The organism is Pseudomonas sp. GW821-FHT09H03 (genome assembly GCF_059415945.1).
In genome coordinates, this window is record NZ_JBWKOF010000007.1 from 167564 (window position 1) to 193117 (window position 25554).

Annotated in this window: 22 protein-coding genes; 20 read left to right on the top strand and 2 right to left on the bottom strand. The window is 52.7% G+C overall.

What is annotated here, in order from left to right; all coding sequences use genetic code 11:
• The first annotated feature begins 82 nt into the window (after positions 1 to 82).
• From rpsA to AC07OG_RS12180, 19 genes are all read left to right on the top strand, one after another.
• Positions 83 to 1774: a 30S ribosomal protein S1 gene (gene rpsA, locus AC07OG_RS12090; RefSeq protein ID WP_046031753.1), complete on the top strand. Its 1692-nt coding sequence runs from the start codon at positions 83 to 85 to the stop codon at positions 1772 to 1774.
• A 201-nt stretch (positions 1775 to 1975) separates the two neighbouring features.
• Entirely contained in the window at positions 1976 to 2254 is a 279-nt protein-coding gene (locus AC07OG_RS12095) for a hypothetical protein (protein WP_495067126.1), read from the top strand.
• Positions 2255 to 2405: 151 nt separating this feature from the next.
• Positions 2406 to 2708 (top strand): integration host factor subunit beta, encoded by a 303-nt coding sequence (gene ihfB / locus AC07OG_RS12100; RefSeq protein ID WP_218425278.1) that lies wholly within the window; start codon positions 2406 to 2408, stop codon positions 2706 to 2708.
• Positions 2677 to 2961 (top strand): LapA family protein, encoded by a 285-nt coding sequence (locus AC07OG_RS12105; protein WP_218425279.1) that lies wholly within the window; start codon positions 2677 to 2679, stop codon positions 2959 to 2961. The genes ihfB and AC07OG_RS12105 overlap by 32 nt, the downstream gene beginning before the upstream one ends.
• Before the next feature lie 182 nt (positions 2962 to 3143).
• On the top strand, positions 3144 to 4187 hold the full coding sequence (locus AC07OG_RS12110; protein ID WP_495067127.1) for an LPS O-antigen chain length determinant protein WzzB: 1044 nt from the start codon (positions 3144 to 3146) through the stop codon (positions 4185 to 4187).
• 481 nt (positions 4188 to 4668) lie between these two features.
• Entirely contained in the window at positions 4669 to 5946 is a 1278-nt protein-coding gene (tviB, locus tag AC07OG_RS12115; RefSeq protein WP_218425281.1) for a Vi polysaccharide biosynthesis UDP-N-acetylglucosamine C-6 dehydrogenase TviB, read from the top strand.
• Between the two features lie 66 nt (positions 5947 to 6012).
• Positions 6013 to 7062 carry an NAD-dependent epimerase/dehydratase family protein gene (locus tag AC07OG_RS12120; RefSeq protein WP_218425282.1) on the top strand — a complete coding sequence of 350 codons (1050 nt, stop codon included), beginning with the start codon at positions 6013 to 6015 and terminating at the stop codon, positions 7060 to 7062.
• Between the two features lie 5 nt (positions 7063 to 7067).
• A complete protein-coding gene (locus AC07OG_RS12125) occupies positions 7068 to 8291 on the top strand; it encodes an MATE family efflux transporter (protein WP_495067128.1) in 1224 nt (407 codons plus the stop codon).
• A gap of 115 nt (positions 8292 to 8406) precedes the next feature.
• Positions 8407 to 9618: a hypothetical protein gene (locus tag AC07OG_RS12130; protein WP_495067129.1), complete on the top strand. Its 1212-nt coding sequence runs from the start codon at positions 8407 to 8409 to the stop codon at positions 9616 to 9618.
• A gap of 34 nt (positions 9619 to 9652) precedes the next feature.
• Complete coding sequence (asnB, locus tag AC07OG_RS12135) at positions 9653 to 11578, top strand: asparagine synthase (glutamine-hydrolyzing) (protein ID WP_495067130.1); 1926 nt, start codon at positions 9653 to 9655, stop codon at positions 11576 to 11578.
• A 23-nt stretch (positions 11579 to 11601) separates the two neighbouring features.
• Positions 11602 to 12738, top strand: a complete 1137-nt coding sequence (locus AC07OG_RS12140; protein ID WP_495067131.1) for a glycosyltransferase family 4 protein — start codon at positions 11602 to 11604, stop codon at positions 12736 to 12738.
• A 3-nt stretch (positions 12739 to 12741) separates the two neighbouring features.
• Complete coding sequence (locus tag AC07OG_RS12145) at positions 12742 to 13986, top strand: glycosyltransferase family 4 protein (protein WP_495067132.1); 1245 nt, start codon at positions 12742 to 12744, stop codon at positions 13984 to 13986.
• The gene (locus AC07OG_RS12150; protein ID WP_218425288.1) at positions 13983 to 14840 is read left to right on the top strand and encodes a dTDP-4-dehydrorhamnose reductase family protein; all 858 of its coding nucleotides are present in this window, start codon (positions 13983 to 13985) and stop codon (positions 14838 to 14840) included. Before AC07OG_RS12145 ends, AC07OG_RS12150 begins: the two co-directional genes overlap by 4 nt.
• A 33-nt stretch (positions 14841 to 14873) precedes the next feature.
• The gene (locus tag AC07OG_RS12155) at positions 14874 to 15884 is read left to right on the top strand and encodes a polysaccharide biosynthesis protein (RefSeq protein ID WP_218425289.1); all 1011 of its coding nucleotides are present in this window, start codon (positions 14874 to 14876) and stop codon (positions 15882 to 15884) included.
• Positions 15877 to 17004: a non-hydrolyzing UDP-N-acetylglucosamine 2-epimerase gene (wecB, locus tag AC07OG_RS12160; RefSeq protein WP_218425290.1), complete on the top strand. Its 1128-nt coding sequence runs from the start codon at positions 15877 to 15879 to the stop codon at positions 17002 to 17004. Before AC07OG_RS12155 ends, wecB begins: the two co-directional genes overlap by 8 nt.
• 20 nt (positions 17005 to 17024) lie before the next feature.
• On the top strand, positions 17025 to 17999 hold the full coding sequence (locus tag AC07OG_RS12165) for a UDP-glucose 4-epimerase family protein (RefSeq protein WP_495067133.1): 975 nt from the start codon (positions 17025 to 17027) through the stop codon (positions 17997 to 17999).
• A gap of 52 nt (positions 18000 to 18051) precedes the next feature.
• Complete coding sequence (locus AC07OG_RS12170) at positions 18052 to 19077, top strand: MraY family glycosyltransferase (protein WP_218425292.1); 1026 nt, start codon at positions 18052 to 18054, stop codon at positions 19075 to 19077.
• Positions 19078 to 19180: 103 nt separating this feature from the next.
• Complete coding sequence (locus tag AC07OG_RS12175) at positions 19181 to 21175, top strand: polysaccharide biosynthesis protein (protein WP_218425293.1); 1995 nt, start codon at positions 19181 to 19183, stop codon at positions 21173 to 21175.
• 112 nt (positions 21176 to 21287) lie between these two features.
• Positions 21288 to 21623, top strand: coding sequence for a ComEA family DNA-binding protein (locus AC07OG_RS12180; RefSeq protein WP_218425294.1), 336 nt, complete (start codon positions 21288 to 21290; stop codon positions 21621 to 21623).
• 119 nt (positions 21624 to 21742) lie between these two features.
• Here the strand turns inward: AC07OG_RS12180 and AC07OG_RS12185 are convergent, their stop codons facing one another.
• Positions 21743 to 23509 (bottom strand): calcium-binding protein, encoded by a 1767-nt coding sequence (locus AC07OG_RS12185; RefSeq protein ID WP_495067134.1) that lies wholly within the window; start codon positions 23507 to 23509, stop codon positions 21743 to 21745.
• 146 nt (positions 23510 to 23655) lie between these two features.
• Positions 23656 to 23832: a hypothetical protein gene (locus AC07OG_RS12190; RefSeq protein WP_495067191.1), complete on the bottom strand. Its 177-nt coding sequence runs from the start codon at positions 23830 to 23832 to the stop codon at positions 23656 to 23658.
• On the opposite strand from AC07OG_RS12190, the gene AC07OG_RS12195 reads away from it, so the two are divergent.
• Complete coding sequence (locus AC07OG_RS12195) at positions 23803 to 25545, top strand: type I secretion system permease/ATPase (RefSeq protein WP_495067189.1); 1743 nt, start codon at positions 23803 to 23805, stop codon at positions 25543 to 25545. The two genes, AC07OG_RS12190 and AC07OG_RS12195, sit on opposite strands and share 30 nt — an antisense overlap.
• Positions 25546 to 25554: the final 9 nt, after the last annotated feature.

Here is a 25554-nt window from a genome sequence, read left to right on the forward strand (position 1 = left end):
CGCTTCTTTTATTTGAAACTAACCCACACCGTCTGGGGTGTGGAGATGGGCGTATTCTTCGCCCTCATCAACAGGAATTAAAATGAGCGAAAGCTTTGCGGAACTCTTTGAAGAAAGCCTAAAAACCCTGAACCTTCAGGCAGGCTCCATCATCACCGGTGTTATCGTTGATATCGATTACCAGGCTCGCTGGGTAACCGTTCACGCTGGCCTGAAGTCTGAAGCACTCATCCCGCTTGAGCAGTTCTATAACGACGCTGGCGAACTGAACATCAACGTCGGTGACGAAGTTCACGTTGCTCTGGACTCGGTTGAAGACGGCTTCGGTGAAACCAAGCTGTCCCGTGAAAAAGCCAAGCGCGCTGAATGCTGGATTGTTCTGGAAGCAGCCTTCGCAGCTGAGGAAGTGGTCAAGGGCGTTATCAACGGTAAGGTTAAAGGCGGCTTCACTGTCGACGTTAACGGCATCCGTGCGTTCCTGCCAGGTTCCCTGGTTGACGTCCGTCCAGTGCGCGACACCACGCACCTGGAAGGCAAAGAGCTGGAATTCAAGGTCATCAAGCTGGACCAGAAGCGCAACAACGTTGTCGTTTCCCGTCGTAGCGTCCTGGAAGCCGAGAACTCCGCCGAGCGCGAAGCTCTGCTGGAATCCCTGCAGGAAGGCCAGCAAGTCAAAGGTATCGTCAAGAACCTCACCGATTACGGCGCATTCGTCGATCTGGGTGGCGTCGATGGCCTGCTGCACATTACCGACATGGCCTGGAAGCGTATCAAGCATCCTTCCGAAATCGTCAACGTTGGCGACGAGATCGATGTCAAGGTTCTGAAGTACGATCGCGAACGCAATCGTGTTTCCCTGGGCCTGAAGCAACTGGGTGAAGATCCATGGGTTGCTATCAAAGCCCGTTACCCAGAAAGCACTCGCGTTACCGCTCGTGTAACCAACCTGACCGACTACGGCTGCTTCGCTGAGCTGGAAGAAGGCGTTGAAGGTCTGGTACACGTTTCCGAAATGGACTGGACCAACAAGAACATCCACCCTTCGAAAGTCGTACAAGTCGGCGACGAAGTGGAAGTCATGGTTCTGGACATCGACGAAGAGCGTCGTCGTATCTCCCTCGGCATCAAGCAGTGCAAGTCCAACCCATGGGAAGACTTCTCTGGCCAGTTCAACAAGGGCGATAAAATCTCCGGCACCATCAAGTCGATCACCGATTTCGGTATCTTCATTGGTCTGGACGGCGGCATCGACGGTCTGGTTCACCTGTCCGACATCTCCTGGAACGAAGTGGGCGAAGAAGCCGTTCGCCGCTTCAAGAAGGGCGACGAGCTGGACACCGTTATCCTGTCGGTTGACCCAGAGCGCGAGCGCATCTCCTTGGGTATCAAGCAACTGGAAAGCGATCCGTTCTCCGAGTACGTTCAAGAGAACGACAAAGGCGCAATCGTTAAAGGCATCGTGAAAGAAGTTGACGCCAAAGGCGCCATCATCACTCTGGCCGACGATATCGAAGCGACTCTGAAAGCCTCCGAAATCAGCCGTGACCGCGTTGAAGACGCGCGCAACGTTCTGAAAGAAGGCGAAGAAGTAGAAGCCAAGATCATCAGCGTTGACCGTAAGAGCCGTGTAATCCAGCTGTCGATCAAGTCGAAAGACGTTGAAGACGAGAAAGAAGCAATCCAGAGCTTGAAAGACAAGCCTGCTGCTGACGTCGCTGCTGGTCCTACCACTCTGGGCGACCTGTTGCGTGCACAAATGGAAAAACAGAACTAAGTTCTGATTTTCTGTAAAAAAGGGCGACTTCGGTCGCCCTTTTTTGCGCCTGTAATTTAGTGTAACTGGATCTCCTTGCGGGAGATGAAACCAAGGGTACGCACAATTGTCTCTTTCTTTAGTCGGATCAAACGCTTATTTGCAGCTAGGCTGTAGCACAAGAGGGTAGAGTCGGGCGGGATGCCCGGCATAAGGAAGTGAATGAACAGACTCATTGTCGTAATGGCGGTACTGACATTGGCGGGTTGCACTACTAATGCCAAGACTCACGCCGTGCGTGGTGTCAGTGGCATTGAGGTCGATTGTTCGGGGCTCGGCTCGAAGTGGGAAAGGTGCTACAAGCGCGCGGCTAAGGAGTGCCCTGGGGCAGGCTACAAGATTCTGGCAAGGTCCGACGATGCCAGGGACGAAGATGAATTTCCTTTTGGGTTTAATCCCGCGGGTTATTTTACGAGGACAATGCTGGTGATCTGCCGATGAGCGCATGTCCCAGGATTCTTCACTAACCGTCCTGGAATCGAGCATTCCTGTTCGGGTGTGGGCAAGGTTAAGGTCGGGCTGTTCAAATTCATTCCGGCGTGCTAAAACCTTTGGAGCGCTGATCTAGCTGCTTGAAAAAGAAGGGAAAAATATGACGAAGTCGGAGTTGATCGAACGAATTGTCACCCATCAAGGGCTGCTCTCATCCAAGGATGTGGAGTTGGCCATCAAGACCATGCTTGAACAAATGTCCCAATGTCTGGCTACCGGGGATCGTATCGAGATCCGGGGGTTCGGCAGCTTCTCCCTGCACTATCGGGCACCGCGTGTCGGTCGTAACCCGAAAACCGGTCAGTCAGTTAGCCTCGACGGAAAATTTGTTCCGCATTTCAAGCCGGGTAAGGAATTGCGTGATCGAGTGAATGAAGAGGAGGAGGGCTACGGTGAGGAGTAGTTGGGGCGCCAAGAGTCGCTTCAGTCGGTTGGCGATCACGGGGCTCGTCGTGTTGGTGGCGCTAGCGTGCTTGCTTTTTGTGCTGGAAAACCAGCAGCTAGTCGTCGTTTCCTTTTTCGGTTTTTCATCCCCCCAGTTGCAGGTGTCAATTGTCGGGGTTATCTCATTTCTGGTCGGGATGATCGTGGGTGGGTTGATGGTCGCCGCTTATGCCTTGAGATCCAGGAGGAGAGCGAGGCAGGTTTCCCGTTAATATTGTTACTTTGTTTTCGAGCGTGCAGCCGGGGTGTCGTGATGCGATATCCTGCAAGTATTCTTTAAGAGAGAGGGTATTATACAGTTTCGGCAGGAGTCGCGGAGTTCGCGTTGATGGCCTGCCCTTAAGTAATGCGCTCTCGGAATGTAAAGTACTCTTTAAGTAAAGGCTTCCAGTATATGCACGTTGACTCCAAAGAAGAAAATAGTCTAGGTGATTTTGAGTTTCAAAGATTTGTTAAGGCCATATTGCGACAAAAGTTTATCGTTTTAGGTTTTACCGTCCTGGGTGCTGTTGTTGCAGCGAGCTATGCGTTTGTCGTAACGCCAATTTATGAGGCACGGGCATTCGTGATCCCGCCCACGCAGAACGATATCGCTAACTTTAATTACGGCCGGACAACAGAGGCAGAGCTGGTTCCTTATAGCGTAAAGGATGTCTACGATATATACACTCGTCGTTTGCAGGCGGAGTCGCTGCGTCGAGATTTTTTTTATAGAGTCTATGTGCCAAGTTTGTCCGGGGATGAGCGCAAAAGCCCTCAGGACGTTTTGTATGCGAATTTCTCTCAGGTGCTTCGCGTTGTCTCCCCGCTAAGGGAGGGCTCGGACAGATATCTGGTTGTCGTGCAGACCAGTAACCCTGAACAGGCAAAGAGTTGGGCTGCCGAGTTCATCTCCGAAGCTGGTGAATTGGCTAAAAACGAAATGATACGGAACCTTTCGGTCGAGTCCGAGGTTCGTGCGCGGAATTTGGAGCAGCAGATAAATTCCGCCAGAGAGAATAGCCGAAAGGCGAGAGAAGACTCGATCGTCAAGTTGGGTGAGGCGTTGCGTATTGCTGAAGCTATTGGTCTGGAACGGCCGCCTGCCATTACTGTGAATCAGGCGGTAATTGCGGGTGGGGAGTCTGGTCAGCTTACGTACATGCGTGGTTCGAAAGCGCTGAAGGCGGAAATTGAGAACTTGCAGGCTCGTACCTCAGATGACCCGTTTATAGGAAATCTGCGAGAACTTCAGGAAGAGTATAGTTTTTTCAAAGGATTGAAGATTGACGCGGCCGCAGTTTCTGTCTATCGGCAGGACGGAGATGTGGAGCTGCCGGACAACCCAATCAAGCCTAACAAGGCATTGATCATTGTGTTAGGCATTATTTCCGGGTTTATCCTGGGTATGGCTTTCGTAATGTTGCGCGGGTTCTTCGTCACGAAACTGGAAGATTAGATTTAGATTCTCCTCGTCCCCGGTACTATTTCAACATCCTGTCGCCCAGAGTGGATGGGCTGGGGAGGCCTGATGCCTGATGGTCTGTTCCAGCTGGATCGATTGGGCATCCGGTGGTCGGTCTTGGTGAGGAAGGGGCATGGGTGAGTGGTATGTTGCCCGCATTCAGCCTTCGTCCGGATTTTTCGACGGGTGGGGTCGGGATTTTCCTGATAGTGTGATACGCGGCGATGATCCCAGATGATCGTTGGTAGTTTTCAGTCGTTTCACAGGCAGCTATTATCCTTGCCATCGAGGTTGCACCCGCATTACGCCAAGGAAGGACGCAGATTCTTTCCCTGGCTGCTGAAATGATTGTGGTTCTCAGCGGAGCTTTCGGTATAATTTCAAATTTACGTAGCTATCTCGTGCGTTTCTGACGCGCGAGATAAGAAGTGGTTTTTACCATCGACTTAATATTGATGAATGGCAAGGGAAAACAATGCTTAAACTCGAAGACGTGAAGTTGGCCATAGTGGGTCTCGGTTATGTGGGCTTGCCGCTGGCGGTTGAGTTTGGCAAAAAAATGCAAGTGGTTGGTTTCGATATCAGCCAGCGTCGAATTGATGCGCTGAAAGCTGGACATGACGCTACTCTCGAGGTGTCCGATGATGAGTTGAAGTCGGCGTCGGGCTTGAGTTTTAGCTCAGCTCTGGATGAATTGTCTGCCAGCAATGTATTTATTGTTACCGTGCCTACCCCGATCGATGAGCACAAAAGGCCGGACTTGACGCCTTTGGTTAAGGCGAGTGAGTCCATTGGTCGAGTTCTGAAAAAGGGCGATATCGTTATTTATGAGTCAACCGTCTATCCTGGCGCTACCGAGGAAGACTGTGTGCCGGTGCTGGAAAAAGTATCTGGCCTCAAATTCAATGTTGATTTTTTTGCAGGTTATAGTCCGGAGCGTATAAATCCTGGCGATAAAGAACACCGCGTTACTACCATTAAAAAAGTTACAGCCGGTTCAACTCCGGAAGTCGCCGATCTCGTCGATGCACTCTATAACACAATTATTATTGCCGGGACTCACAAGGCCAAGAGCATCAAAGTTGCCGAAGCGGCGAAGGTCATTGAAAATACTCAGCGCGATTTGAATATTGCGTTGATCAATGAGTTGGCATTGATCTTCAATAAAATGGGTATCGATACCGAGGCAGTGTTAGAAGCCGCCGGGACCAAGTGGAACTTCTTGCCGTTTCGCCCGGGCCTGGTAGGTGGGCATTGCATTGGTGTAGACCCTTACTACCTGACGCATAAAGCCCAGTCGATTGGTTACCATCCTGAAATCATTCTGGCCGGTCGCCGCTTGAACGACAGTATGGGCGCCTACGTCGTGTCTCAACTGGTCAAGGCCATGCTCAAGCGCAAAATTCATGTCGACGGTGCTCGAGTACTGATTATGGGTTTGACGTTCAAGGAAAACTGCCCTGATCTGCGAAACACCAAAATCATCGACATCGTTAATGAGCTTGCAGAATTCAATATTGTTGTTGATGTGTACGACCCGTGGGTAGATGTGGCTGAAGCACAGCATGAGTACTCAATCACTCCTGTCAGTCAGCCAGAGGTCAACTCCTACGACGGTATTATTCTGGCTGTGGCACATAACGAATTTTCCGCAATGGGCGCTGAGAGCATTCGCAGTTTGGGTAAAGCCGAACACGTTCTTTATGACCTTAAGTATCTCCTGGATGCTTCTCAGTCAGACCTGCGTCTTTGAGTCTCAGGGTCTGCGAAGACCCTGATTCGTTATCGCTGAATTCAAAATTGCCAAGTCGAGAATTACATGATCCGTTTCGAACAAGTCAAAGCTGAAATCCAACAGTCTCCAAAAGTTTGGTTGATCACGGGTGTTGCCGGATTTATCGGTTCCAATCTATTGGAGACGCTGCTGCAACTGGATCAACGGGTTGTGGGGCTCGATAACTTTGCGACTGGCCATCAACGTAATCTCGACGAAGTGCAATCGGTAGTGAGTCCGGAGCAATGGGCGCGATTCGCATTGGTTACCGGGGATATCAGAAATATTGAAGACTGCAGGAAAGCGATGAGTTTTGCTGGGTCCACCGATACTCCAGTGGATTACGTTCTGCATCAGGCAGCACTTGGCTCCGTTCCTCGCTCCATCAATGATCCTATTACCACCAATAGCACCAATATTGATGGCTTTCTGAATATGCTCGTTGCGGCGAAAGACGCGCAGGTGAAGAGTTTTACCTACGCAGCTTCCAGTTCTACCTATGGTGACCACCCGGCTCTTCCAAAAGTTGAGGGGGTTATCGGAAAGCCTCTTTCTCCTTATGCCGTCACGAAGTATGTAAACGAACTGTACGCCGAGGTTTTTTCCAGTACTTACGGGTTCAAAACCATCGGCCTTCGTTATTTCAACGTGTTCGGCAAGCGTCAAGATCCGAATGGCGCCTACGCAGCCGTTATTCCGAAGTGGACTGCAGCCATGATCAGTAACGAGGAAGTTTTCGTTAATGGTGATGGTGAAACGAGTCGCGATTTCTGCTTTGTAGAGAATGCGGTCCAGGCCAATATTCTGGCTGCCTGTGCGAGCCCTGAAGCCAAAAACAATGTTTATAACGTCGCCGTTGGAGACCGCACAACATTGAATGAGGTCTTTGCTTGCATCAAGGGCGCTTTGGCCAATGTTGATGTCACAACTACGTCAGAATTGGTATATCGGGATTTTCGTGCCGGTGATGTAAGGCATTCGCAAGCCAATATAGACAAGGCCAGGAATCTGCTGGGTTATCAACCCCTGTTCAATGTTGGCGAGGGCATGTTGAAAGCAGCTGGCTGGTACGTCTCTTTCTTCGCAAGAAGCTGACTCTGGTGATTAAAGAGATCAGTGCAATCACCGTTTTGGCAAACAAACTTTGCATGTTTGTTATGCTGTTCAGCCTGGCCCGGATTCTGGGGGTCGAGTTGTACGGTGTATTCTCTTACCATTACGCTATCGTCACAGGCATCGCGACTGTGGCAGGCGAGTGCTTGAGTGTGGCGCTGAGTCGCTATGCGGTATTGAATGCCGAAAATGTAAATTACAGGACTTCCTTGAGCCTCATGGCATGGGGTGGCATTGTTGTGGGTGCCCTCTGTATTGTCGTGTTTTCGGCTTTCCCGGCGCCGGCTTCGTCCTATGAGGCAAGTACGGGCTACTTGATGGTTGGAGCGTTTTTGCTCGGTTTTGCTTGTGTTTGTAATTTGACCATCACCGGCCTGATGTTCTCCTTGAACACCACGGGGAGATGGGTGGCCGCTTTGGCCGCTCACGGGCTGCTTGGATTGCTGCTGGTGGTAGCAATCGCGAAGGCTGATGGGCGTATAGAGGGTGTGATGCTGACACTTGCACTTTGCACCTTGATCGCTCCTGTGTTCGGCTTCTTGATGATAAAGGCCAGCAAGCTCTCACAAGACAAAACGCAAGGGCGTGAGTATTTCTCTTTTGCAAAGATGATAGCGCTGCTATCCCGGTCCGGCGCACCTGCAATCGCTGGAAGCATGCTTCTGGGGGCGCCTGTCCACATCGTTTGTCTGATGATTTTTGCTAACTCGAGTTTGAATGTGTCAGAAGTAGGCTATTTCAACCTTTTTTTCCTGTTTTATATTCTGGTTACGGTTCTTCCAAGTTCGCTTACTTCTTATGCCATCGTCAAACTCGCAGGGCGCGGCAACAGTGCCAGTAAACTGTATTTGACCCTCGGTGTCGCAATCGCGGTTTGCTTGCCTTTGTTCTTGGTTGTGACGCAGAGTTACTGGCTGTGTTTCCTTGGTAGTGGTTTTTGCAGCAAGGATAATCTTCTGACTTACGCGGTGGCGGCGGGGGGGCTTGGTCTTGTGACTACCATCGTCACTCAAATCCTGCATAGCAAAAACTTGACGAGAGTTGTTTTTCTGGGTAGCTGCATATACGCAGTTATCTACCTTTCGTCGACAATTTTTGCGGGTGGGAAAGGCGATATGTTGGCAATTGATCTTTTCAGATCATTCGTGCTGGCCTTGGCTGCGCAGATTGTTGTGCTTGCAGCCTTGGGTGGGCGTAAGTTGGTGCGATGAAAAATATGTTTGATATGAGCCATGCTTACGAAAAGCTCATGTCTACAAGTGATATTGGGGCCAGTGTTGAACCTGGTTGGCGGTTCTATTGCTTTGATTTTTTTGGTTAAGGCTCATGGTTATATTACTGGTTTCGGCAAGTTTACTGATTTTGGTCGCTCAATGTGTATTGTGCCTGATATTAAAAAAATATCTTGTGGCGTTGTACGCGGTCTGCTATTCGGTACCCTTTCTTGGACTCATAAGCTCCCTATGGGGGAACACCATTACGCTTTGGCCTATCGGGAACTATAATTTTTATCTGGATGACCTTTTGGTCCTCAGGCTGTCACTCGTCTGGCTCCTGGGGGTCTCGGGTGGGCTGGTTGCCTATCTGTTGTCGCTTCTGGTTCCTTCCAGAAGTCTTTACTCGAACAGCGTTGCCTTTTTTTCCCCAGTGGACTTCAAGTTGGCCGCGCTGGTGTTTCTTTCGCTCTCGGTCTTTTTTATTCTGTTCAGATTCGTAAATGCGAATGCGTTACTCGAGATGTTTGCGGGCATTGAATCGGTGGTGGTTTTTTCCATCATTGCGGTCACTGCATCGGTGTTTGCCTACCCCTCCAGGGCCATGCTTGCCTTGTCGGCGCTTCTGGTAATCGCTTATTGCGTTGCTAACGCAATGACTGGAGATCGGGATTTCGTTGTGTTGGTTGTGGCCTATGTGCTGGGTTTGATGTTTCGTTACAATCATCTTATAAAATTTAAGGTGTTGTTATTTGTCACGACTTTCATGGCGCTTGTTCTGGCCAGTGGTGTGGTTGTTTCGATGAGTCGAATGGAAGTTGATTTGACTTCAGATAATATTACGCAGTATTTCTTGTTCAACTCATGGAACGCGATAATATTACCTCTTGTCCAACAGTTGACCAATTTCTGGGATGGCGAACACCTTCGGTATGGCCAAACCTACGTGGACATGTTCCTTTCGCTCGCGCCTTCTCCCATCTATTCGGCTTTCGGTGTGGCAAAGCCCATCATGGTAGATAATCCTGCCCTCTGGTACTACATTACCGGTTTGGGCGGGATCCATGTCGCCGGCGTTGCGTTCGAAAACTTTGGGTTGTTTGGCGTGTTCCTCAATGGATTCATCAGCGTCAGTTTCCTGCGGATGATTGATTCGCGTTGCCGCGATGACGACTTCTTGCGAATTTTTCTGTATATGCTTTGTGCTGCATCGGTTATGCACTGGGTTTGGTATGGCGAAATATACTTGCTGAACTCATTGGTTTTTTATGTGATGTCCTTAGGATTATTCTTCGCGATGAAACTCGTTCGGGTTTTGAAGTGAGTATAAAAATTTTCACTGGAGTGAGAGCGTAGGTATGTGCGGAATTGCGGGAGTTGTCGGGTGGAAGCTGGATCAGCAGAGCGCCATTGCCGTTGGCACAATGGTAGATGCGCTGATACATCGCGGGCCCGATGACGGAGCAGTTTGGTCAGATGCCGATAGTGGGATTTCGCTAGGCCATCGGCGGCTTTCCATTCTGGAGTTGTCGGTACATGGAAGTCAGCCAATGGTGTCCGATAACGAGCGTTTCGTTATTGTTTTCAATGGTGAAATCTACAACTTCAACGAGCTGCGCCAGAAACTGATTGATTCCGGGTCGACACGTACCTGGCGAGGTCACTCTGACACGGAAGTACTGTTGGCAGCGATCGAGACGTGGGGTGTCCGCGCAACGCTTGAAAATTTGGTCGGCATGTTTGCATTCGCTGTCTGGGACAAACTTTCCAAGACGATTACGCTAGCCCGTGACCGTATGGGGGAAAAACCCCTTTATTACGGCATCGTCGGTAACCGTTTTGTTTTTTCCTCCGAGTTGAAGGCAATAAAGGCGGCATTCAGTGATGACCTGCGCATTGATCGTCACGCGCTGGCGAAGTTCGTCAGGTTCGGCTATGTTCCAGCCCCGGAGTCAATCTACGAAGGCATCAAGAAACTGCCGCCAGCCCACTATCTGACTGTTGAATCATTTTCTTCCGAGCAGGCGCCGGTTGCATACTGGTCATTATCACAATCCAGTACATTGAGGGACGAGCTGTCTCAGGCTACTGATAAAGAAGTGGTAGATGCAGTGGGCGAACGGCTTTCGGCAGCGGTAAAGTCGCAGATGATTGCAGATGTTCCACTGGGTGCGTTCCTGTCCGGGGGAGTGGATTCGAGCCTGATTGTTTCTTTGATGCAATCGCAAAGCAGTTCGAGTATCAACACTTACACTATCGGCTTTAATGAGCCTGAATTTGATGAAGCGCCGTATGCGAAGGCCATCGCCAAGCACCTGGGGACTAATCACACTGAATTTTACCTGGGTGCAGATGACGCAGTTTCGATAATTCCGCATTTGCCGGAAATATACGACGAGCCTTTCGCTGACTCCTCGCAGATCCCTACGATCCTGGTTTCCAGGATGACTAAGCAACACGTATCGGTTGCGTTGTCCGGAGACGGCGGTGACGAACTTTTTGCAGGTTATCCTCGTTACCAGATCACTGCCGGCTTATGGGCGCGTATAGAAAAGCTTCCATTGCCTGCACGCCGAATCATGGCTTATTCACTTCGCACGCTATCCTCCAAAGGTTGGGACAACGTCTGCTCTGTTCTTCCGGGTTCGGTACGAGCGAAGGTGAATGGTCGACGTATCTACAGAATGTCCGAACTGCTGGCATCTGAAAATCTGGCGCAGATGTACACCGGTTTGATGTCACAGTGGCAGCCTACTGATAATGTTGTGCTGGGTGTTGGCGCTCAGGATCAGGGAGTGATTTGTTGGGAGTCGGCGCAGGACTATATTGAGGAAATGCGTCGGTGGGACGTTTCTCAATATTTGCCTGACGACTTGCTGGTCAAAGTAGACCGTGGCGCAATGAGCGCGAGCCTCGAAACGCGAGCGCCATTGCTCGATCATCGTGTTGCGGAGCTGGCTTTTTCTCTGTCTTCAGACCAGTTGATCAAAAATGGCGCTGGGAAATGGCCACTTCGCGAGCTGCTGAAGCGCTACGTACCCACTTCATTCTTCGACAGGCCAAAGGCGGGGTTCTCCATTCCCCTGGCGCAATGGCTGCGTGGGCCGCTTAGAGAGTGGGCGGAGGAGTTGTTGGCGGAAGAGCGTATCAAGAGAGAGGGTTATTTTGATTGTCAGAAAATTCGTTCGGCATGGCTCCAGCATCAAAACGGAACCTACGATCGCAGTCTTCATTTGTGGAATATTCTAATGTTCCAGTCCTGGCTTGATAAAAATAGTCGCTAATTTATATTGAGCAAAGGTGTTTTATGAAGATAGTTTTCAATGCGCTCTCTGCCCGTCTTGGCGGGGGGCAGACATATCTGATCAATCTATTTCAGTTTGTACCTGTTAATGCAGACCTTGAAATTCTAGTTTTCGCTCCAGCCTCACTGAAACTGCCGGATCATCCAGCGATCCGTCGGGTCGAGCCGGCCTGGCCCACAGAGAACCCGGTTGTCAGGGCACTCTGGGAAAAGTGGGTGCTGCCCGGTATCTTGAAAGCGGAAAAGGCCGATGTTCTGTTTTGCCCTGGTGGGGTAGTGGGCACTCGTGCACCCGCTGGCTGCAAGGTCGCGACGATGTTTCGGAACATGATCCCGTTCGATCTGCGCGTACGGAAAAGTATCCCGTTAGGGTTGCAGCGCGTGAGGAACTGGTTGTTGAATCGCATTATGCTCAAGAGCATGTCGCAAGCTGATTTAACGATTTTTATCTCTAATTATGCGCGGAGTGTAATCGAGTCACTGACGCAGGTAAAAAACGCGGTGACAATCCCTCATGGGATTGGTTCGGTATTTCGCACGCACAGTGGTACTACTGTTCGCCCTGATTTTCTGCCGGCGAGTGAATATATTCTATATGTGTCAAGGTTTGACGTTTACAAGCATCACTATGAAGTAGTTAGTGCCTACGCGGAACTATCTCCTGAACTTCGTGAAAGGTTTCCGCTGATTCTCGTGGGTGAAACAAACCTGCCAGAAGCGGAGCGCGTAAAGTCTTTGATTGCAGCGCTCGGCCTGGAAAAGCAGGTGGTTCTGCTGGGCGCAATTCCCTATCAGAGCCTTCCTCCTCTGTATCATCACGCCTATCTGAATCTGTTTGCTTCATCCTGTGAGAACTGCCCAAATATTCTTCTTGAGGCACTTGCATCGGGCAGGCCAATGATCTGTTCGGATGTAATGCCGATGCCGGAGTTTGGAGCGGACGCGGCACTTTATTTTTCTCCTTTTGATTCCAAGGATATACGTAAGGTTCTCAGCGAAGCGTTAACAAGCCCGGGTACTTTGGAACGGCTGTCCGCCGCGGCAGTTACGCAAAGCGACAAGTTTGATTGGGAAAACACCTCAAGAAAAACCTGGCTCGAGTTGCTGGCATTGGCCGCGCGCGCAAAAGGAAGTATTTGATAGATGAAAGTTCTTGTGGTGTCGCAATATTTTTGGCCCGAATCTTTTATTATCAATGATCTGGTCAAAAACCTGTCTGCTCAGGGACACGTCGTAAAAGTTCTCACCGGAAAACCGAATTATCCGGATGGAGCGGTATTCGATGGTTACAGCGCTTCGGGGTACCAGGAACAAACCTATGACTCTTCGGTGAGCGTTTGTCGCGCGCCGCTTAGACCGCGTGGTTCATCGGGTGCAAAAAACCTGGTGCTGAATTATTTGTCCTTCATCGTCAATGGGCTGAGATTCTACCCGCGCGCAGTCAAAGGGCAGCATTTCGACGCGATCTTTGTATTTGCGCCATCCCCGATTACCTCGGTCATACCTGCCATTTACTTGAAGTGGAAACTCAAGAGCCATCTGGCTGTTTGGGTTCAGGATCTGTGGCCGGAGAGCCTCAGTGCAACGGGTTTCATAAAAAACAAGGCAGCGTTGCGTGTGGTGGGCTGGATGGTCAGGGGCATCTACGCGTTCGTCGATACACTGCTCGTTCAGTCGAGGGCCTTTCGCGAGCCGGTTTCCCGCTATGCTGATCCTGGTAAGGTTGTTTATTACCCGAACTCCTATCAGGACGTCCCTCCAAGTACCGAGCAAGCCCGGATTCCTGCGCCATTGCTTGCAGAGCTGGATAATCACTTCTGCCTAGTTTTCGCCGGAAACCTGGGGACTGCGCAGTCGGTTGAAACCCTTGTCGAGGTGGCTGACAAGCTTCGCCATTTATCGGGGCTGAAAATTGTCCTGGTCGGCAGTGGCAGTATGTTGGGCTGGATCGAAAGTCAGAAGCAATCACGAACATTGGACAACCTCATCCTTGCCGGACGTTTCCCGGCGAGCGAAATGCCTCATTTTTTCAGACGGGCTGCGGGATTGTTAGTGACGTTGAAGCAGGATGAGGCGTTCTCCTATACCATCCCCAGTAAAGTTCAGGCTTACCTGGCAGCAGGGAGGCCCATCGTTGCCGCACTTGATGGCGAGGGGGCTCGCGTCATTCAAGAGGCAGGGGCTGGTCTGACGTGTCCGGCGCAGGACGCCGAAGGTATGGCGAAGAGCATTGAACAACTTTTCCGCATGACTCTGGATCAACGAGAGTCGCTGGGGCAGTCAGGACGAGCGTACTACCTCGAGCATTTCGAAATGGAGCGGCAAAGCCAGCGCCTGGTCGAGATTCTCTACAGCAGGATTAACGAATTGAAAGGTAGGTCAAAATGAAGGTTCTTGTGTTAGGGGTCACCGGAATGCTGGGTAGCACGGTGTTCAGGCAATTCCACGGAAACCCGCACCTCGAGGTGTGGGGCACTTTGCGCAACCCCAATGGCGCCAAATACTTTTCTGAAGACACCCACGGTTCGTTGATCAGTAACGTTGACGTGCTTGACCATGATTCCCTGGTTTCGGTACTGGCGCAGGTCAAGCCGGATGTCGTCATCAACTGCGTTGGATTGATCAAGCAACTGGCTGATGCCAAGGATCCTCTTTCGGCCCTGCCTATCAATGCGATGTTGCCGCACCGCATTGCCAAATTGTGTGCGCTGTCCGGTGCCCGCCTGATTCACATCAGCACCGATTGCGTGTTCTCCGGCCGCAAGGGTTCGTACACCGAAGACGATATCTCCGACGCGGAGGACCTCTACGGTAAGTCGAAGTATATTGGCGAGCTTCATTCTGAATCGAATGCGGTCACCCTGCGGACCTCCATCATTGGTCACGAATTGGGAAGCCAGTATTCGCTGGTGGACTGGTTCCTGTCGCAGAACGGACCGGTCAAGGGTTATGAGAAGGCCATTTTCTCGGGGCTTCCTACCGTGGAACTGGCGCGTGTCATTCGCGACTACGTAATACCGAATCCGGAGCTTCATGGCCTTTACCATGTATCGGTGGCCCCGATTGACAAGCTGTCGCTTCTGAAACTGGTAGCGGAAGTTTACGAAAAGGAAATCGATATCATCGCGGACAGTCAGGTTTCCATAGATCGCTCACTGGACTCCTCGAGGTTTCAGGCTGCAACCGGTTACGTTCCACCTTCATGGTTGGAATTGGTTAAATCGATGCGTGCGTTGCGTTGATCATTAAATTCAATCAGGTTTGGGAAGGTAGTTATGTTCGATAATAAAGTTTTGATGATCACGGGCGGTACGGGCTCGTTTGGCCATACGGTATTGAAGCGGTTTCTGGATACCGACGTAAAAGAGATTCGTGTATTCAGTCGTGACGAGAAGAAACAGGAAGATATGCGCATTGCCTTGTCCAATGACAAAGTGAAGTTCTATATCGGTGACGTGCGTGACCGCGATAGCCTTGAGCAGGCCATGGTGGGGGTGGATTACATTTTCCACGCCGCAGCCCTCAAGCAGGTGCCTTCCTGCGAGTTCTACCCGATGGAAGCCGTGCGTACCAACGTCATGGGTACCGAAAACGTCTTGAACGCGGCAATTGCATCGGGTGTGCAACGTGTCGTTGTACTGAGTACCGACAAGGCTGTCTATCCGATTAACGCCATGGGTATTTCCAAGGCCATGTCCGAGAAGCTGATGGTTGCCAAGTCGCGGATGATCCCGGCGAAAGGCCCGGTGATCTGCGCCACTCGCTACGGTAACGTCATGGCATCGCGCGGTTCGGTTATCCCGTTGTTCATCAACCAGCTGCAAAGCGGCGAGCCGTTGACCGTCACCGACCCGAACATGACACGCTTCCTGATGTCGCTCGAGGATTCTGTTGACCTGGTACTGCACGCATTCGAACACGCCGAGCAAGGTGATATTTTCGTCCAGAAAGCACCTGCCTCGACAGTGGCGGACCTGGCGCAAGCGCTCAAGGAACTCTTTGCTCGCGACAATGCTGTCAAGGTCATTGGCACCCGCCATGGCGAAAAACTTTACGAGTCGCTGATCTCTCGCGAAGAGATGGCCAAAGCCGAAGACATGGGGCGTTACTATCGCATTCCATCGGACAATCGTGACCTGAACTACAAGAAGTTCTTTGTTGAAGGCGAGCAGGAAATTTCCGATCTGGACGACTACACCTCGCACAATACCGAACGTCTGGATGTTGAAGGCGTGAAGAAACTTCTTTTGAACCTGGAATACATTCAGGAGCAGCTTAATGCTTAAGGTCATGACGCTGGTCGGTACGCGACCAGAACTTATCAAGATGAGCCGCGTTATTGCCGAGCTTGATAAGCAGGTTAATCATGTGCTGGTCCACTCAGGTCAAAACTATGACTTCGAATTGAATCAGGTTTTTTTTGATGATCTTGAAATTCGTAAGCCTGATTACTTCCTGGGTGCTGCCGGCGATACCGCCGCCAAAACCATCGCCGAAGTGATCTCGAAGGCGGATGAAGTATTTGAGGCCGAGAAGCCTGATGCGCTTCTGCTCTACGGCGATACCAATACCTGTCTGGCCGTCATTGCCGCCAAGCGCCGCAAGATTCCGGTGTTCCACATGGAAGCCGGCAACCGCTGCTTCGATCAGCGCGTGCCTGAGGAACTCAATCGCAAGGTGCTCGATCACCTCAGCGATATCAACATGGTCCTGACAGAACATGCCCGGCGTTACCTGATCGCTGAAGGCATTCGTCCGGAAACGATCATCAAGACCGGATCGCACATGGAGGAGGTACTCGACTATTACATGCCGAAAATCCTCACATCCGACGTGTTGTCGCGAGAAGGCCTGGAGCAGGACAAGTTCTTCATTATCAGTGCTCACCGTGAGGAGAACGTCGATACGCCGGAGAATCTTCGCGACTTGCTGAAGACCCTGCGAGCCCTGGCCGACAAGTACCAGTATCCCATCATCGTTTCCACGCATCCTCGTACCCGCAAGCGTCTGGAAGCGATCGGTGAATCCCTGGATCACCCATTGATTCGTTTCTCGAAGCCTTTCGGTCTGCTCGACTACATCAAGTTGCAGATGTCGGCGTTTTGCGTGTTGTCCGATAGCGGCACCATTACCGAGGAAGCGTCGCTGCTGAATCTTCCTGCCATTACTATTCGTAATGCGCACGAGCGGCCGGAAGGAATGGATGAGGGCACTCTCATCATGAGTGGCCTGAAGGTGGAAGGCGTGCTGGATGCCGTACGTGTCGTGACCAGTCAGCATGATCGTAGCCAGCGCGTTATCCCGGTCGTGAGGGATTACCAGGCAGGTCCTGTGTCGAAGCAGGTAGTTCGGGTTGTGTTGAGTTATACCGACTACATCAATCGTACTGTCTGGTCCAAATCCTGAGCGTCGTCGAGGTTTGAAAAATGCGTGTTTTATTGACAGGTGCCACGGGTTTCGTTGGTCGCGCGGTATTGGCTCGCTTGGCAGCCTCTGACGATCTGGAGCCAGTGGCAGCCATTCGTGGGCACGCCTTGCCTGACTGTCCGTCGCGCGCTACTACTGTTCGAACCGCCGGGCTCAGCGCTGATACCGATTGGTCGCAGGCACTGGATCAAGTGCAAGTGGTCATTCATAGCGCGGCGCGCGTTCACGTCATGAATGACACCGAGTCCGATCCGCTTGAGGCGTTTCGCAAGGTGAATGTCGAAGGCACGCTGAGCCTCGCTCGGCAGGCGGCGTCGTTGGGTGCTCGTCGCTTCGTGTTCATCAGTTCGATCAAGGTGAATGGCGAAGGTACTCCGCTCAACCAGCCGTACTTCGCCGACGCGGCACCTGCACCTGGCGACCCTTATGGCATTTCGAAAATGGAGGCCGAACAGGGGCTGCGCGAGATTGCGAGCACCAGTGGCATGGAAGTGGTCATCATCCGTCCGGTGCTCGTTTACGGCCCGGGCGTGCGAGCCAACTTCTTGAGCATGATGCGTTGGCTGGACAAGGGAATACCCCTGCCATTCGGCGCCATCCATAATCGGCGCAGCCTGGTCGCGCTCGACAATCTTGCTGATTTGATCGTGACCTGTGTCCGGCATCCGGCCGCCGCCAATCAGACCTTTCTCGTCAGCGATGGCGAGGATTTGTCCACGACGCAATTGTTGACGCGGATGGCGCAGGCATTGGGTAAATCTGCACGCCTGTTACCTGTGCCGAGCGTGCTGCTTGAACGGGGTGCGCAGCTTCTGGGCAAGCAGTCATTGTCGCAACGCCTGTGCGGTTCGTTGCAAGTCGATATAAGCAAGACTCGAGAATTGCTGGGCTGGATTCCTCCGATCAGCGTCGATGAGGCGCTTGCATCGACTGCCAATTACTACAAGGAAAGTCAGCGCCAAGCTGGCTTATGACAATGCCGGTTCAGTTGCAGAACCGGTTTTGGTTGTTTCAGGAAGTTGACCTTTGAACACAATATGGTTGTTGGCGTTGGTGGTGGCTGTTTCGTTCCTGGGCACCGGTGCATTGCGTAAATACGCATTGGCACGCAGCCTGATAGATGTTCCCAATGCGCGTAGCTCACACTCGGTTCCTACCCCTCGGGGTGGTGGTGTGGCGATCGTGGTAAGCTTTTTGATTGCACTGCCGGTCCTGGCCTGGACAGACGCCGTCGCCTGGCCGATGGCGTTGGCTCTGTTGGGGGCCGGCGGCTGGATCGCGATCGTCGGTTTTCTCGACGACCATGGGCATATTGCCGCGCGTTGGCGCCTGCTTGCGCATTTCGGTGGAGCCATCTGGGCATTGTGCTGGATTGGCGGGATGGCACCGATCAATCTGTTTGGTCACGTGTTCAGTCTCGGCTGGTTCGGCTATGTCATCGGGGCGTTCTATCTGGTCTGGATGCTCAATCTCTACAACTTCATGGACGGTATTGACGGCTTGGCCAGCGTCGAGGCCATTTGCGCCTGTGTTGGTGCTTGCCTGGTCTACTGGGTCGCAGGCCACACCAGCCTCGCCATTGCGCCGCTTGTACTGGCGATGGCCGTAGCGGGTTTCCTTGCCTGGAATTTTCCGCCAGCGAAGATTTTCATGGGGGATGCCGGCAGTGGTTTTCTGGGCATCGTATTGGCGGTGATGTCGCTACATGCGGCGTGGACCAACCCTCTGTTTCTCTGGGTCTGGCTCATTTTGTTGGGCGTCTTTATTGTGGATGCCACCTTTACCCTCATTCGTCGGCTGTTGCGCGGGGATAAGGTTTATGAGGCTCATCGTAGTCATGGCTACCAGTACGCTTCACGAAAGTATCGCAGCCATCGGGTGGTCACTCTGGCCATCGCAGCGATCAATTTGTTGTGGTTGGTGCCAGTCGCTATATTGGTGGCCATGCAGTATCTCGATGGCGTGACAGGACTGGTCCTGGCCTACGTGCCTTTGGTGTTGCTGGCTTTCAAGTTTCACGCAGGCGAGTTGGAAATCGCCGGCAAGGTGTGATTGACGCATTGGGTTCTGAGCATTGCTTCGTCGGCAAGCGAGTTACCGAGAGCTGTGGTTGCTGTATCAATGCTAGGAGCTTCGAGAGGTGTTAAGAGGGTTTATGGATAAGATTCGGGCAAAGTTGTTAAGTCTGCCAAGACGACATAAACGTATTTTGCAGGTGATGACCGATATTTTCTTGGTCTGGTTTGCCCTGTGGATGGCGTTTGTCGTTCGATTGGGGGTGGACGAGCTGATCAACCCGTTCACTCAGCACGTCTGGCTTTTTGTCAGTACCCCTGTAATCGCCATCCCTCTTTTCGTCCGCTTTGGCATGTACCGTGCCGTCATGCGTTACTTCGGAAATGACGCACTGATTGCCATTATCAAGGCGGTGACACTATCGTCCTTGATACTTGGCGTTGTGGTGTACTGGTACAGCAACCACCAAAACGTTGTTCCTCGCTCGATCATTTTCAACTACTGGTGGCTGAGCCTGATCATGATCGGCGGGCTGCGCCTGGGCATGCGTCAGTACTTCATGGGCGATTGGTTCAGTGCTGCTCAGCACGTCCCTTTCACCAGTCGGGATGACGGCCTGCCGAAAGTAGCTATCTACGGTGCGGGGGCGGCGGGTAATCAACTCGTTGCTGCACTGCGGATGGGGCGCGTCATGCGGCCTGTGGCTTTTATCGATGACGATAGCGGAATCGCCGACAGGGTGATCTCCGGGTTGCAGGTGTATCAGCCCGATAATATCCAGCAGATGATCGACAACACTGGCGCCCAGGAAATTCTCCTCGCTATTCCTTCGTCCAACCGCGGGCGCCGGCGCGAGATTCTCGGGTTTCTCGAAGGCTTTCCGCTGCACGTTCGAAGTATCCCGGGTTTCATGGACCTGGCCAGTGGCCGGGTCAAGGTTGACGATATCCAGGAAGTAGATATTGCGGACCTGCTCGGACGGGATGCAGTACCGGCCCAGGCTGACTTGCTCGAGCATTGCATCACGGGTCAGTCGGTGTTGGTCACGGGCGCTGGTGGCTCCATCGGCTCTGAGCTTTGCCGGCAAATTCTGGCGCTGCGCCCGACAACGCTCCTGCTGTTTGAACACAGTGAGTTCAATCTTTACTCCATCTTGTCCGAGCTGGAGCAGCGGGTCGCTCGAGAGTCCTTGTCCATTCGTCTTTTGCCGATTCTTGGCTCGGTGCGTAACCCGAGCCAGCTGCTTGACGTGATGAAGTCCTGGCGAGTGGACACGGTGTATCACGCCGCAGCCTACAAGCATGTACCAATGGTCGAGCACAACATTGCCGAAGGCGTACTCAACAATGTGATCGGCACGCTTAATACGGCCCAGGCCGCACTCCAGGCAGGAGTGGCCAACTTTGTTCTGATTTCGACCGACAAGGCCGTACGACCTACCAATGTCATGGGCAGCACCAAGCGCCTTGCCGAGCTGACGTTGCAAGCATTGAGTCGCGAGTTGGCTCCGGTGTTGTTCGGTGATACGAGTAACGTTTCACGCGTGAACAAAACACGTTTCACGATGGTGCGCTTTGGTAATGTCCTCGGATCGTCGGGTTCGGTCATTCCGCTGTTTCACAAACAGATCAAGTCGGGTGGTCCGCTGACTGTTACGCACCCCAAGATCACTCGTTACTTCATGACCATCCCTGAAGCGGCGCAATTGGTGATTCAGGCGGGCTCCATGGGGCAGGGCGGTGATGTCTTTGTCCTGGACATGGGTGAGCCCGTGAAGATCGTCGAGCTGGCCGAGAAGATGATCCATTTGTCCGGCCTGAGCGTGCGCTCGGAAAGAAACCTGCATGGCGATATCGCTATCGAGTTCACCGGGTTGCGCCCTGGCGAGAAGCTTTACGAAGAGTTGCTGATCGGTGACAACGTAGCGGCTACGCAGCACCCGATGATCATGACTGCCAACGAGGATCACCTGTCGTGGGATCTGCTGAAGGAGAGGCTCACCGAGTTGCTCGCTGCGGTTGATCAGGACGACTATGCGCGCGTCCGTCAGTTGTTGCGCGACACTGTCAGCGGCTACACCCCGGACGGTGAGATTGTCGACTGGATTTACCAGCAACGCCGCCTGGAGCCCTGACTGCTTCATATCCTGCAACGAACACATTTTTGACAGTTCGATAACATGACCTAGGTTTGGAGGGCAGCTTCGGAAAAGCTGCTTTCTCAAACGATGGCATGGAGCTTCACAAATGCGCACAAGCAATTTTCTTTCTCTGGTTTTTGCCCTTCTTACCAGTGCCTCCCTTTCGGCAATCGCCGCACCTGTCAACGCACCTGGGGTCAGCAACGCTCCTCAGGTGCAGGATGTAGCCGCCAAGGCGCAATCCGGCAAAGTTGATCTCAATAGTGCTGATGCACCTACGCTGCAACGAGAGTTGGCGGGTGTGGGTGAGGAAAAAGCGAAAGCGATTGTTGCTTATCGTGAAAGCAATGGCGCGTTTGCGTCAGTTGACGAATTGCTGGAAGTGAAGGGCATCGGCAAAGCGATTCTGGATAGAAACCGCGACAGGATCGAAGTGAACTGAGCGAGTGATAGAACGACAAAGGCCGATCATTGATCGGCCTTTGTCTGTAGCGAGACTTATGGCTGGCGGGCCGGTCGTCTGTGGTTGCTGGAGCTGTTATTGCTACCAGTCACCCGAGTTCAGGCAAGGTATATGTCAGCAGCGTTCAACAAGGTGGTCTGGCCAACCAACGTGATATTGCCACCGTGAGCACCGTCACCCGCGGTGTCGAATGACACCACCAGCCCCTGGTCTTGTAGCGTTTGCGTGATTCCCTTGGCGGTCGTCCAGCCATAGACGTAGAGGGTGTCTTCACCTTGTTTGAAATCCTGGATGGTGTCCGAGCCGGAGCCTGCGGTGAATGCGAAGACGTCCCGACCGTTTCCGCCAACCAACAGGTCGTTGCCGGTACCTCCGACGATAAAGTCGCTGCCGTTACCGCCAACCAATACGTCGTTGCCATCTTGACCGTACAGCGAGCAATTTGCATCCGAGCGAGACTGGATGACGTCATCGCCACTGTTTTTTCCGCTGGCACTGCCAGCCAGTTCGGCGCCAAGGGTGCCTGTGTAGAGGATTTTGTCTGCGCCGGTACCGCCGTAGATTTTTTCGGCGTACCCGGCACCTGGGGTCCCGGTGACAGTCGTGGTCTTGAAGCCTGCGTGTGGATCAGCGTTGAAAACAAAAGTAGCATCGCTGGCGGTGAGCAGTGTCGTACGGTCTTCGATCAGCATTGCGCCATCAAAACGGAAATCGCCATCGATGTCATAACGAAGATAGATTCCGTCTGTGGTTAACTTCTGGTCGACCCTCAAATTGAATTCATTTTGCGACAGTTGCGTGCGGCCAGTACCGCCGGCACCGCTGACGCCGAGGAAAACAAGTTTATCTGCGCCTACGCCGAAACTGTCGACGATGTCGTTGAACCCGTCGCCCTTGGAAAACGCATACTGGTCTGCACCGCCTCCGCCAGACAAGTAGTCATCACCTGTACCACCGGAGAGGAGATCTGACTGCTGTCCGCCGATCAGGACGTCATTGCCAGCATTGCCGTAAAGTTGACCGCCGGACCAACGTAGAGCGAGCGTGTCATTGCCCGCTCCGCCGATCAGCGTGGCGAACACCGGACTGAGTGCGCTGCCATCATAGGAAACAAGGTCCGCTCCCGAGGTGCCGGTTATCGTGGCTCTTCCGTTATCGGTGATGGCATTGCTGTCGGTAAAATGGGTGACGTTTGGATTGCCGGCAGAGCCCTGTACCGTATAGGTAAAGACCCCGCTGAGCGAATTGGAGATGCTGTCCAGCAAGGTATCGCTCAGACTGTCGTTACTGGTATAGAGCTTGTGTTCAGTAGTGATCATCTGGGCCGCATAGAGATTGGCCTGGCGCAAGGCATCTGCGCCTGTCTCTGTCCATCCGGATTCATTCGCGTTGTGGGGGATGAAAAACTCAACATCGTCTGCTTTCATCATGTCCATGACACCGACACGTTCGCCCGTGCGAATATCGGTGTAATAGACGTTGTAGTCCGCGTCCTGGATTTCCCACTTGTTGGTTGTGGTATTGAAAATTTCCAGGTACGTATGCCCCTGAAAATAACCCTGGGAATCTGAATACGTCCAAATGGTACGTTTTTGCAGGCCAAGCTCGGCGCAGAGGCCGCTGAACACGTTAACCATATTGCCGCACAGGAGTTCCGGGCGTTCGGCAGTCGGGTCACCCTTGATGGTTTTATAGATCTGCTCGGCGGTATAGAAGGGGTCATTACCATGGGCAGCCCACCAGGCGCCGTCCGAGTGAGTCGTATTGGTGGCCAATAATTCGCGGGCTACATCTTGAAGCAACATGCCGGTTGCAGCCGATTCTTGTCGGACCATATTGGCGAGTAAAGCAAAATAATTGATCAAAATTGACTCCCTGATGAGTGGGTGGCCAACCCAATATCCAAAACACGCTGCAAACGGCGATGCTGGCCGAAATTTTGCTTATTTTACAGTTCTTTAGCCGGTATGTTAAAGAACCGTTAATCACTAATGGCGGGTTTATTGAGTCGTCAATGATCAGCGACGGGATGCTGCGTGGCGATTACTTTTTCAATGTCGGGCATGATGGCGATTTCATACTGCGATTGTCGCTCAGGTGCTACACTCGCGCGCCCCGCAAAGCCCGATAAACACACCAGGTTGTCAGTTCCGAAATGATGCGCAGTCGAACCGAAAATAGTTTGCAAGTAGCCCTCAGGGCCTGCAGGAACAGTTTCATATCGGTGGGTTTTTTCAGTCTGTTCATCAACGCACTGATGTTGGTTCCTACCTTTTACATGCTTCAGGTCTACGGACGGGTCGTCACGGGCGGTAGCCTGACAACCCTGGCCATGTTGACCATAATCCTGACCGTGTTGCTCGTGACCATGGGACTGCTGGAGTGGGTACGCTCGCGGATCATGGTTCGTGTCAGCACCAGGCTCGACGTGTTGCTTAGCCGTGATGTCTACAGGGCCAGTTTCAAACGGGCTCTGGACAGCGGTGGCATGGATGCTTCGGCGCAGCCGCTCAGCGACCTGACCGGGCTGCGCCAGTTCATGTCCGGCAATGGCCTGTTCGCGTTTTTTGACGCGCCGTGGCTGCCGATCTATGTCGCGGTGCTGTTCCTGTTCCACCCTTGGTACGGCTGGACGGCAATCGGCTGTGCGGTGATTTTGCTGGCGCTGGCCTACATCAATGAGCAGTCCACGGGCAAAGTTCTGGCGGCGGCCAACAAAGAGAGCATTGCTGCGTCACTGCACACCAACAAGAATCTGCGCAATGCCGAAGTGATCGAGTCCATGGGTATGCTGGACTCCCTCATGTCACGTTGGAGTCTGCGTCAAAAGAAAGTCCTGCTGTTGCAGTCACGGGCCAGCGATCGCAGCGGGATCATCACAACGATTTCAAAAACCTTCCGAATGCTCGTTCAGTCCCTGATTCTTGGCCTTGGCGCTTATCTGGCGGTCAGCCACGAGATCAGCCCGGGGCTGGTGATCGCAGGTTCCGTGCTGCTGGGTCGGGCGCTGGCGCCTCTGGACTTGATGATTGGCAGTTGGAAAGGATTTATTTCTGCGCGTTCACAATACGCACGTCTGAACAGCATTCTTGACCAGCAAAATGCCGAACCCGAGCGTATGCAATTGCCCGCTCCGATCGGTCACGTGACGGTAGAAAACCTCACACTGGGTGCGCCGGGTGCCAAGACCGCGATCATCAAGGGCATCGGTTTCAATGCGCGGGCAGGATCAATGATCGGTGTCGTCGGTCCAAGCGCCTCGGGCAAGTCAACGCTTGCCAAAGCGTTGGTGGGGGTGTGGAAACCACAGAATGGCGTGGTACGTCTGGATGGTGCCGATATTGCCAATTGGGACAAAAGCCAGCTGGGACCGCATCTGGGGTATTTGCCGCAAGATATCGAGTTGTTCGAAGGCACAATCAGCGACAACATCGCGCGTTTTGGTGTGGTTGATCCGGAAAAAGTGGTGCTGGCGGCCAGGATCGCCGGTGTTCACGAAATGATTCTGATGTTGCCCAGTGGCTACGATACGGTCATTGGCGAGGGGGGTATCAATCTCTCTGGCGGGCAACGACAACGTATAGGGTTGGCCCGGGCAATCTATGGCAGCCCGCGGCTTATCGTTCTGGATGAGCCGAACGCTCATCTGGACGAGGTCGGGGAGCGCGCGCTGGCGTTGGCGCTGCAACAGATAAAACTCACGGGTGCGACGGTTTTCGTTATCGCCCACCGCACCTCCATATTGGCCCATCTCGATCACTTGCTGGTGATGAACGCCGGCACGATCAGCTTGTACGGCCCGCGGGATCAGGTTCTCGCGCAACTCAATTCGCCTCAATTGGCCGCCCAGCAAAAGCCTGGCGCAAGGGCCGACACAGACGTCGCTTCGGCCGACGTTTGACAGGATGCT

What these genes read in the sequence shown, in the direction of transcription:
- AC07OG_RS12145 (WP_495067132.1), top strand. Translation starts at nt 12,742, where the DNA reads ATGAAAGTTCTTGTGGTGTCGCAATATTTTTGGCCCGAATCTTTTATT.
- AC07OG_RS12130 (WP_495067129.1), top strand. Translation starts at nt 8,407, where the DNA reads ATGGTTATATTACTGGTTTCGGCAAGTTTACTGATTTTGGTCGCTCAA.
- AC07OG_RS12095 (WP_495067126.1), top strand. Translation starts at nt 1,976, where the DNA reads ATGAACAGACTCATTGTCGTAATGGCGGTACTGACATTGGCGGGTTGC.
- AC07OG_RS12120 (WP_218425282.1), top strand. Translation starts at nt 6,013, where the DNA reads ATGATCCGTTTCGAACAAGTCAAAGCTGAAATCCAACAGTCTCCAAAA.
- rpsA (WP_046031753.1), top strand. Translation starts at nt 83, where the DNA reads ATGAGCGAAAGCTTTGCGGAACTCTTTGAAGAAAGCCTAAAAACCCTG.
- asnB (WP_495067130.1), top strand. Translation starts at nt 9,653, where the DNA reads ATGTGCGGAATTGCGGGAGTTGTCGGGTGGAAGCTGGATCAGCAGAGC.
- wecB (WP_218425290.1), top strand. Translation starts at nt 15,877, where the DNA reads ATGCTTAAGGTCATGACGCTGGTCGGTACGCGACCAGAACTTATCAAG.
- tviB (WP_218425281.1), top strand. Translation starts at nt 4,669, where the DNA reads ATGCTTAAACTCGAAGACGTGAAGTTGGCCATAGTGGGTCTCGGTTAT.
- AC07OG_RS12175 (WP_218425293.1), top strand. Translation starts at nt 19,181, where the DNA reads ATGGATAAGATTCGGGCAAAGTTGTTAAGTCTGCCAAGACGACATAAA.
- AC07OG_RS12150 (WP_218425288.1), top strand. Translation starts at nt 13,983, where the DNA reads ATGAAGGTTCTTGTGTTAGGGGTCACCGGAATGCTGGGTAGCACGGTG.
- AC07OG_RS12140 (WP_495067131.1), top strand. Translation starts at nt 11,602, where the DNA reads ATGAAGATAGTTTTCAATGCGCTCTCTGCCCGTCTTGGCGGGGGGCAG.
- AC07OG_RS12105 (WP_218425279.1), top strand. Translation starts at nt 2,677, where the DNA reads ATGAAGAGGAGGAGGGCTACGGTGAGGAGTAGTTGGGGCGCCAAGAGT.
- AC07OG_RS12195 (WP_495067189.1), top strand. Translation starts at nt 23,803, where the DNA reads ATGCGCAGTCGAACCGAAAATAGTTTGCAAGTAGCCCTCAGGGCCTGC.
- AC07OG_RS12180 (WP_218425294.1), top strand. Translation starts at nt 21,288, where the DNA reads ATGCGCACAAGCAATTTTCTTTCTCTGGTTTTTGCCCTTCTTACCAGT.
- ihfB (WP_218425278.1), top strand. Translation starts at nt 2,406, where the DNA reads ATGACGAAGTCGGAGTTGATCGAACGAATTGTCACCCATCAAGGGCTG.
- AC07OG_RS12165 (WP_495067133.1), top strand. Translation starts at nt 17,025, where the DNA reads ATGCGTGTTTTATTGACAGGTGCCACGGGTTTCGTTGGTCGCGCGGTA.
- AC07OG_RS12155 (WP_218425289.1), top strand. Translation starts at nt 14,874, where the DNA reads ATGTTCGATAATAAAGTTTTGATGATCACGGGCGGTACGGGCTCGTTT.
- AC07OG_RS12110 (WP_495067127.1), top strand. Translation starts at nt 3,144, where the DNA reads ATGCACGTTGACTCCAAAGAAGAAAATAGTCTAGGTGATTTTGAGTTT.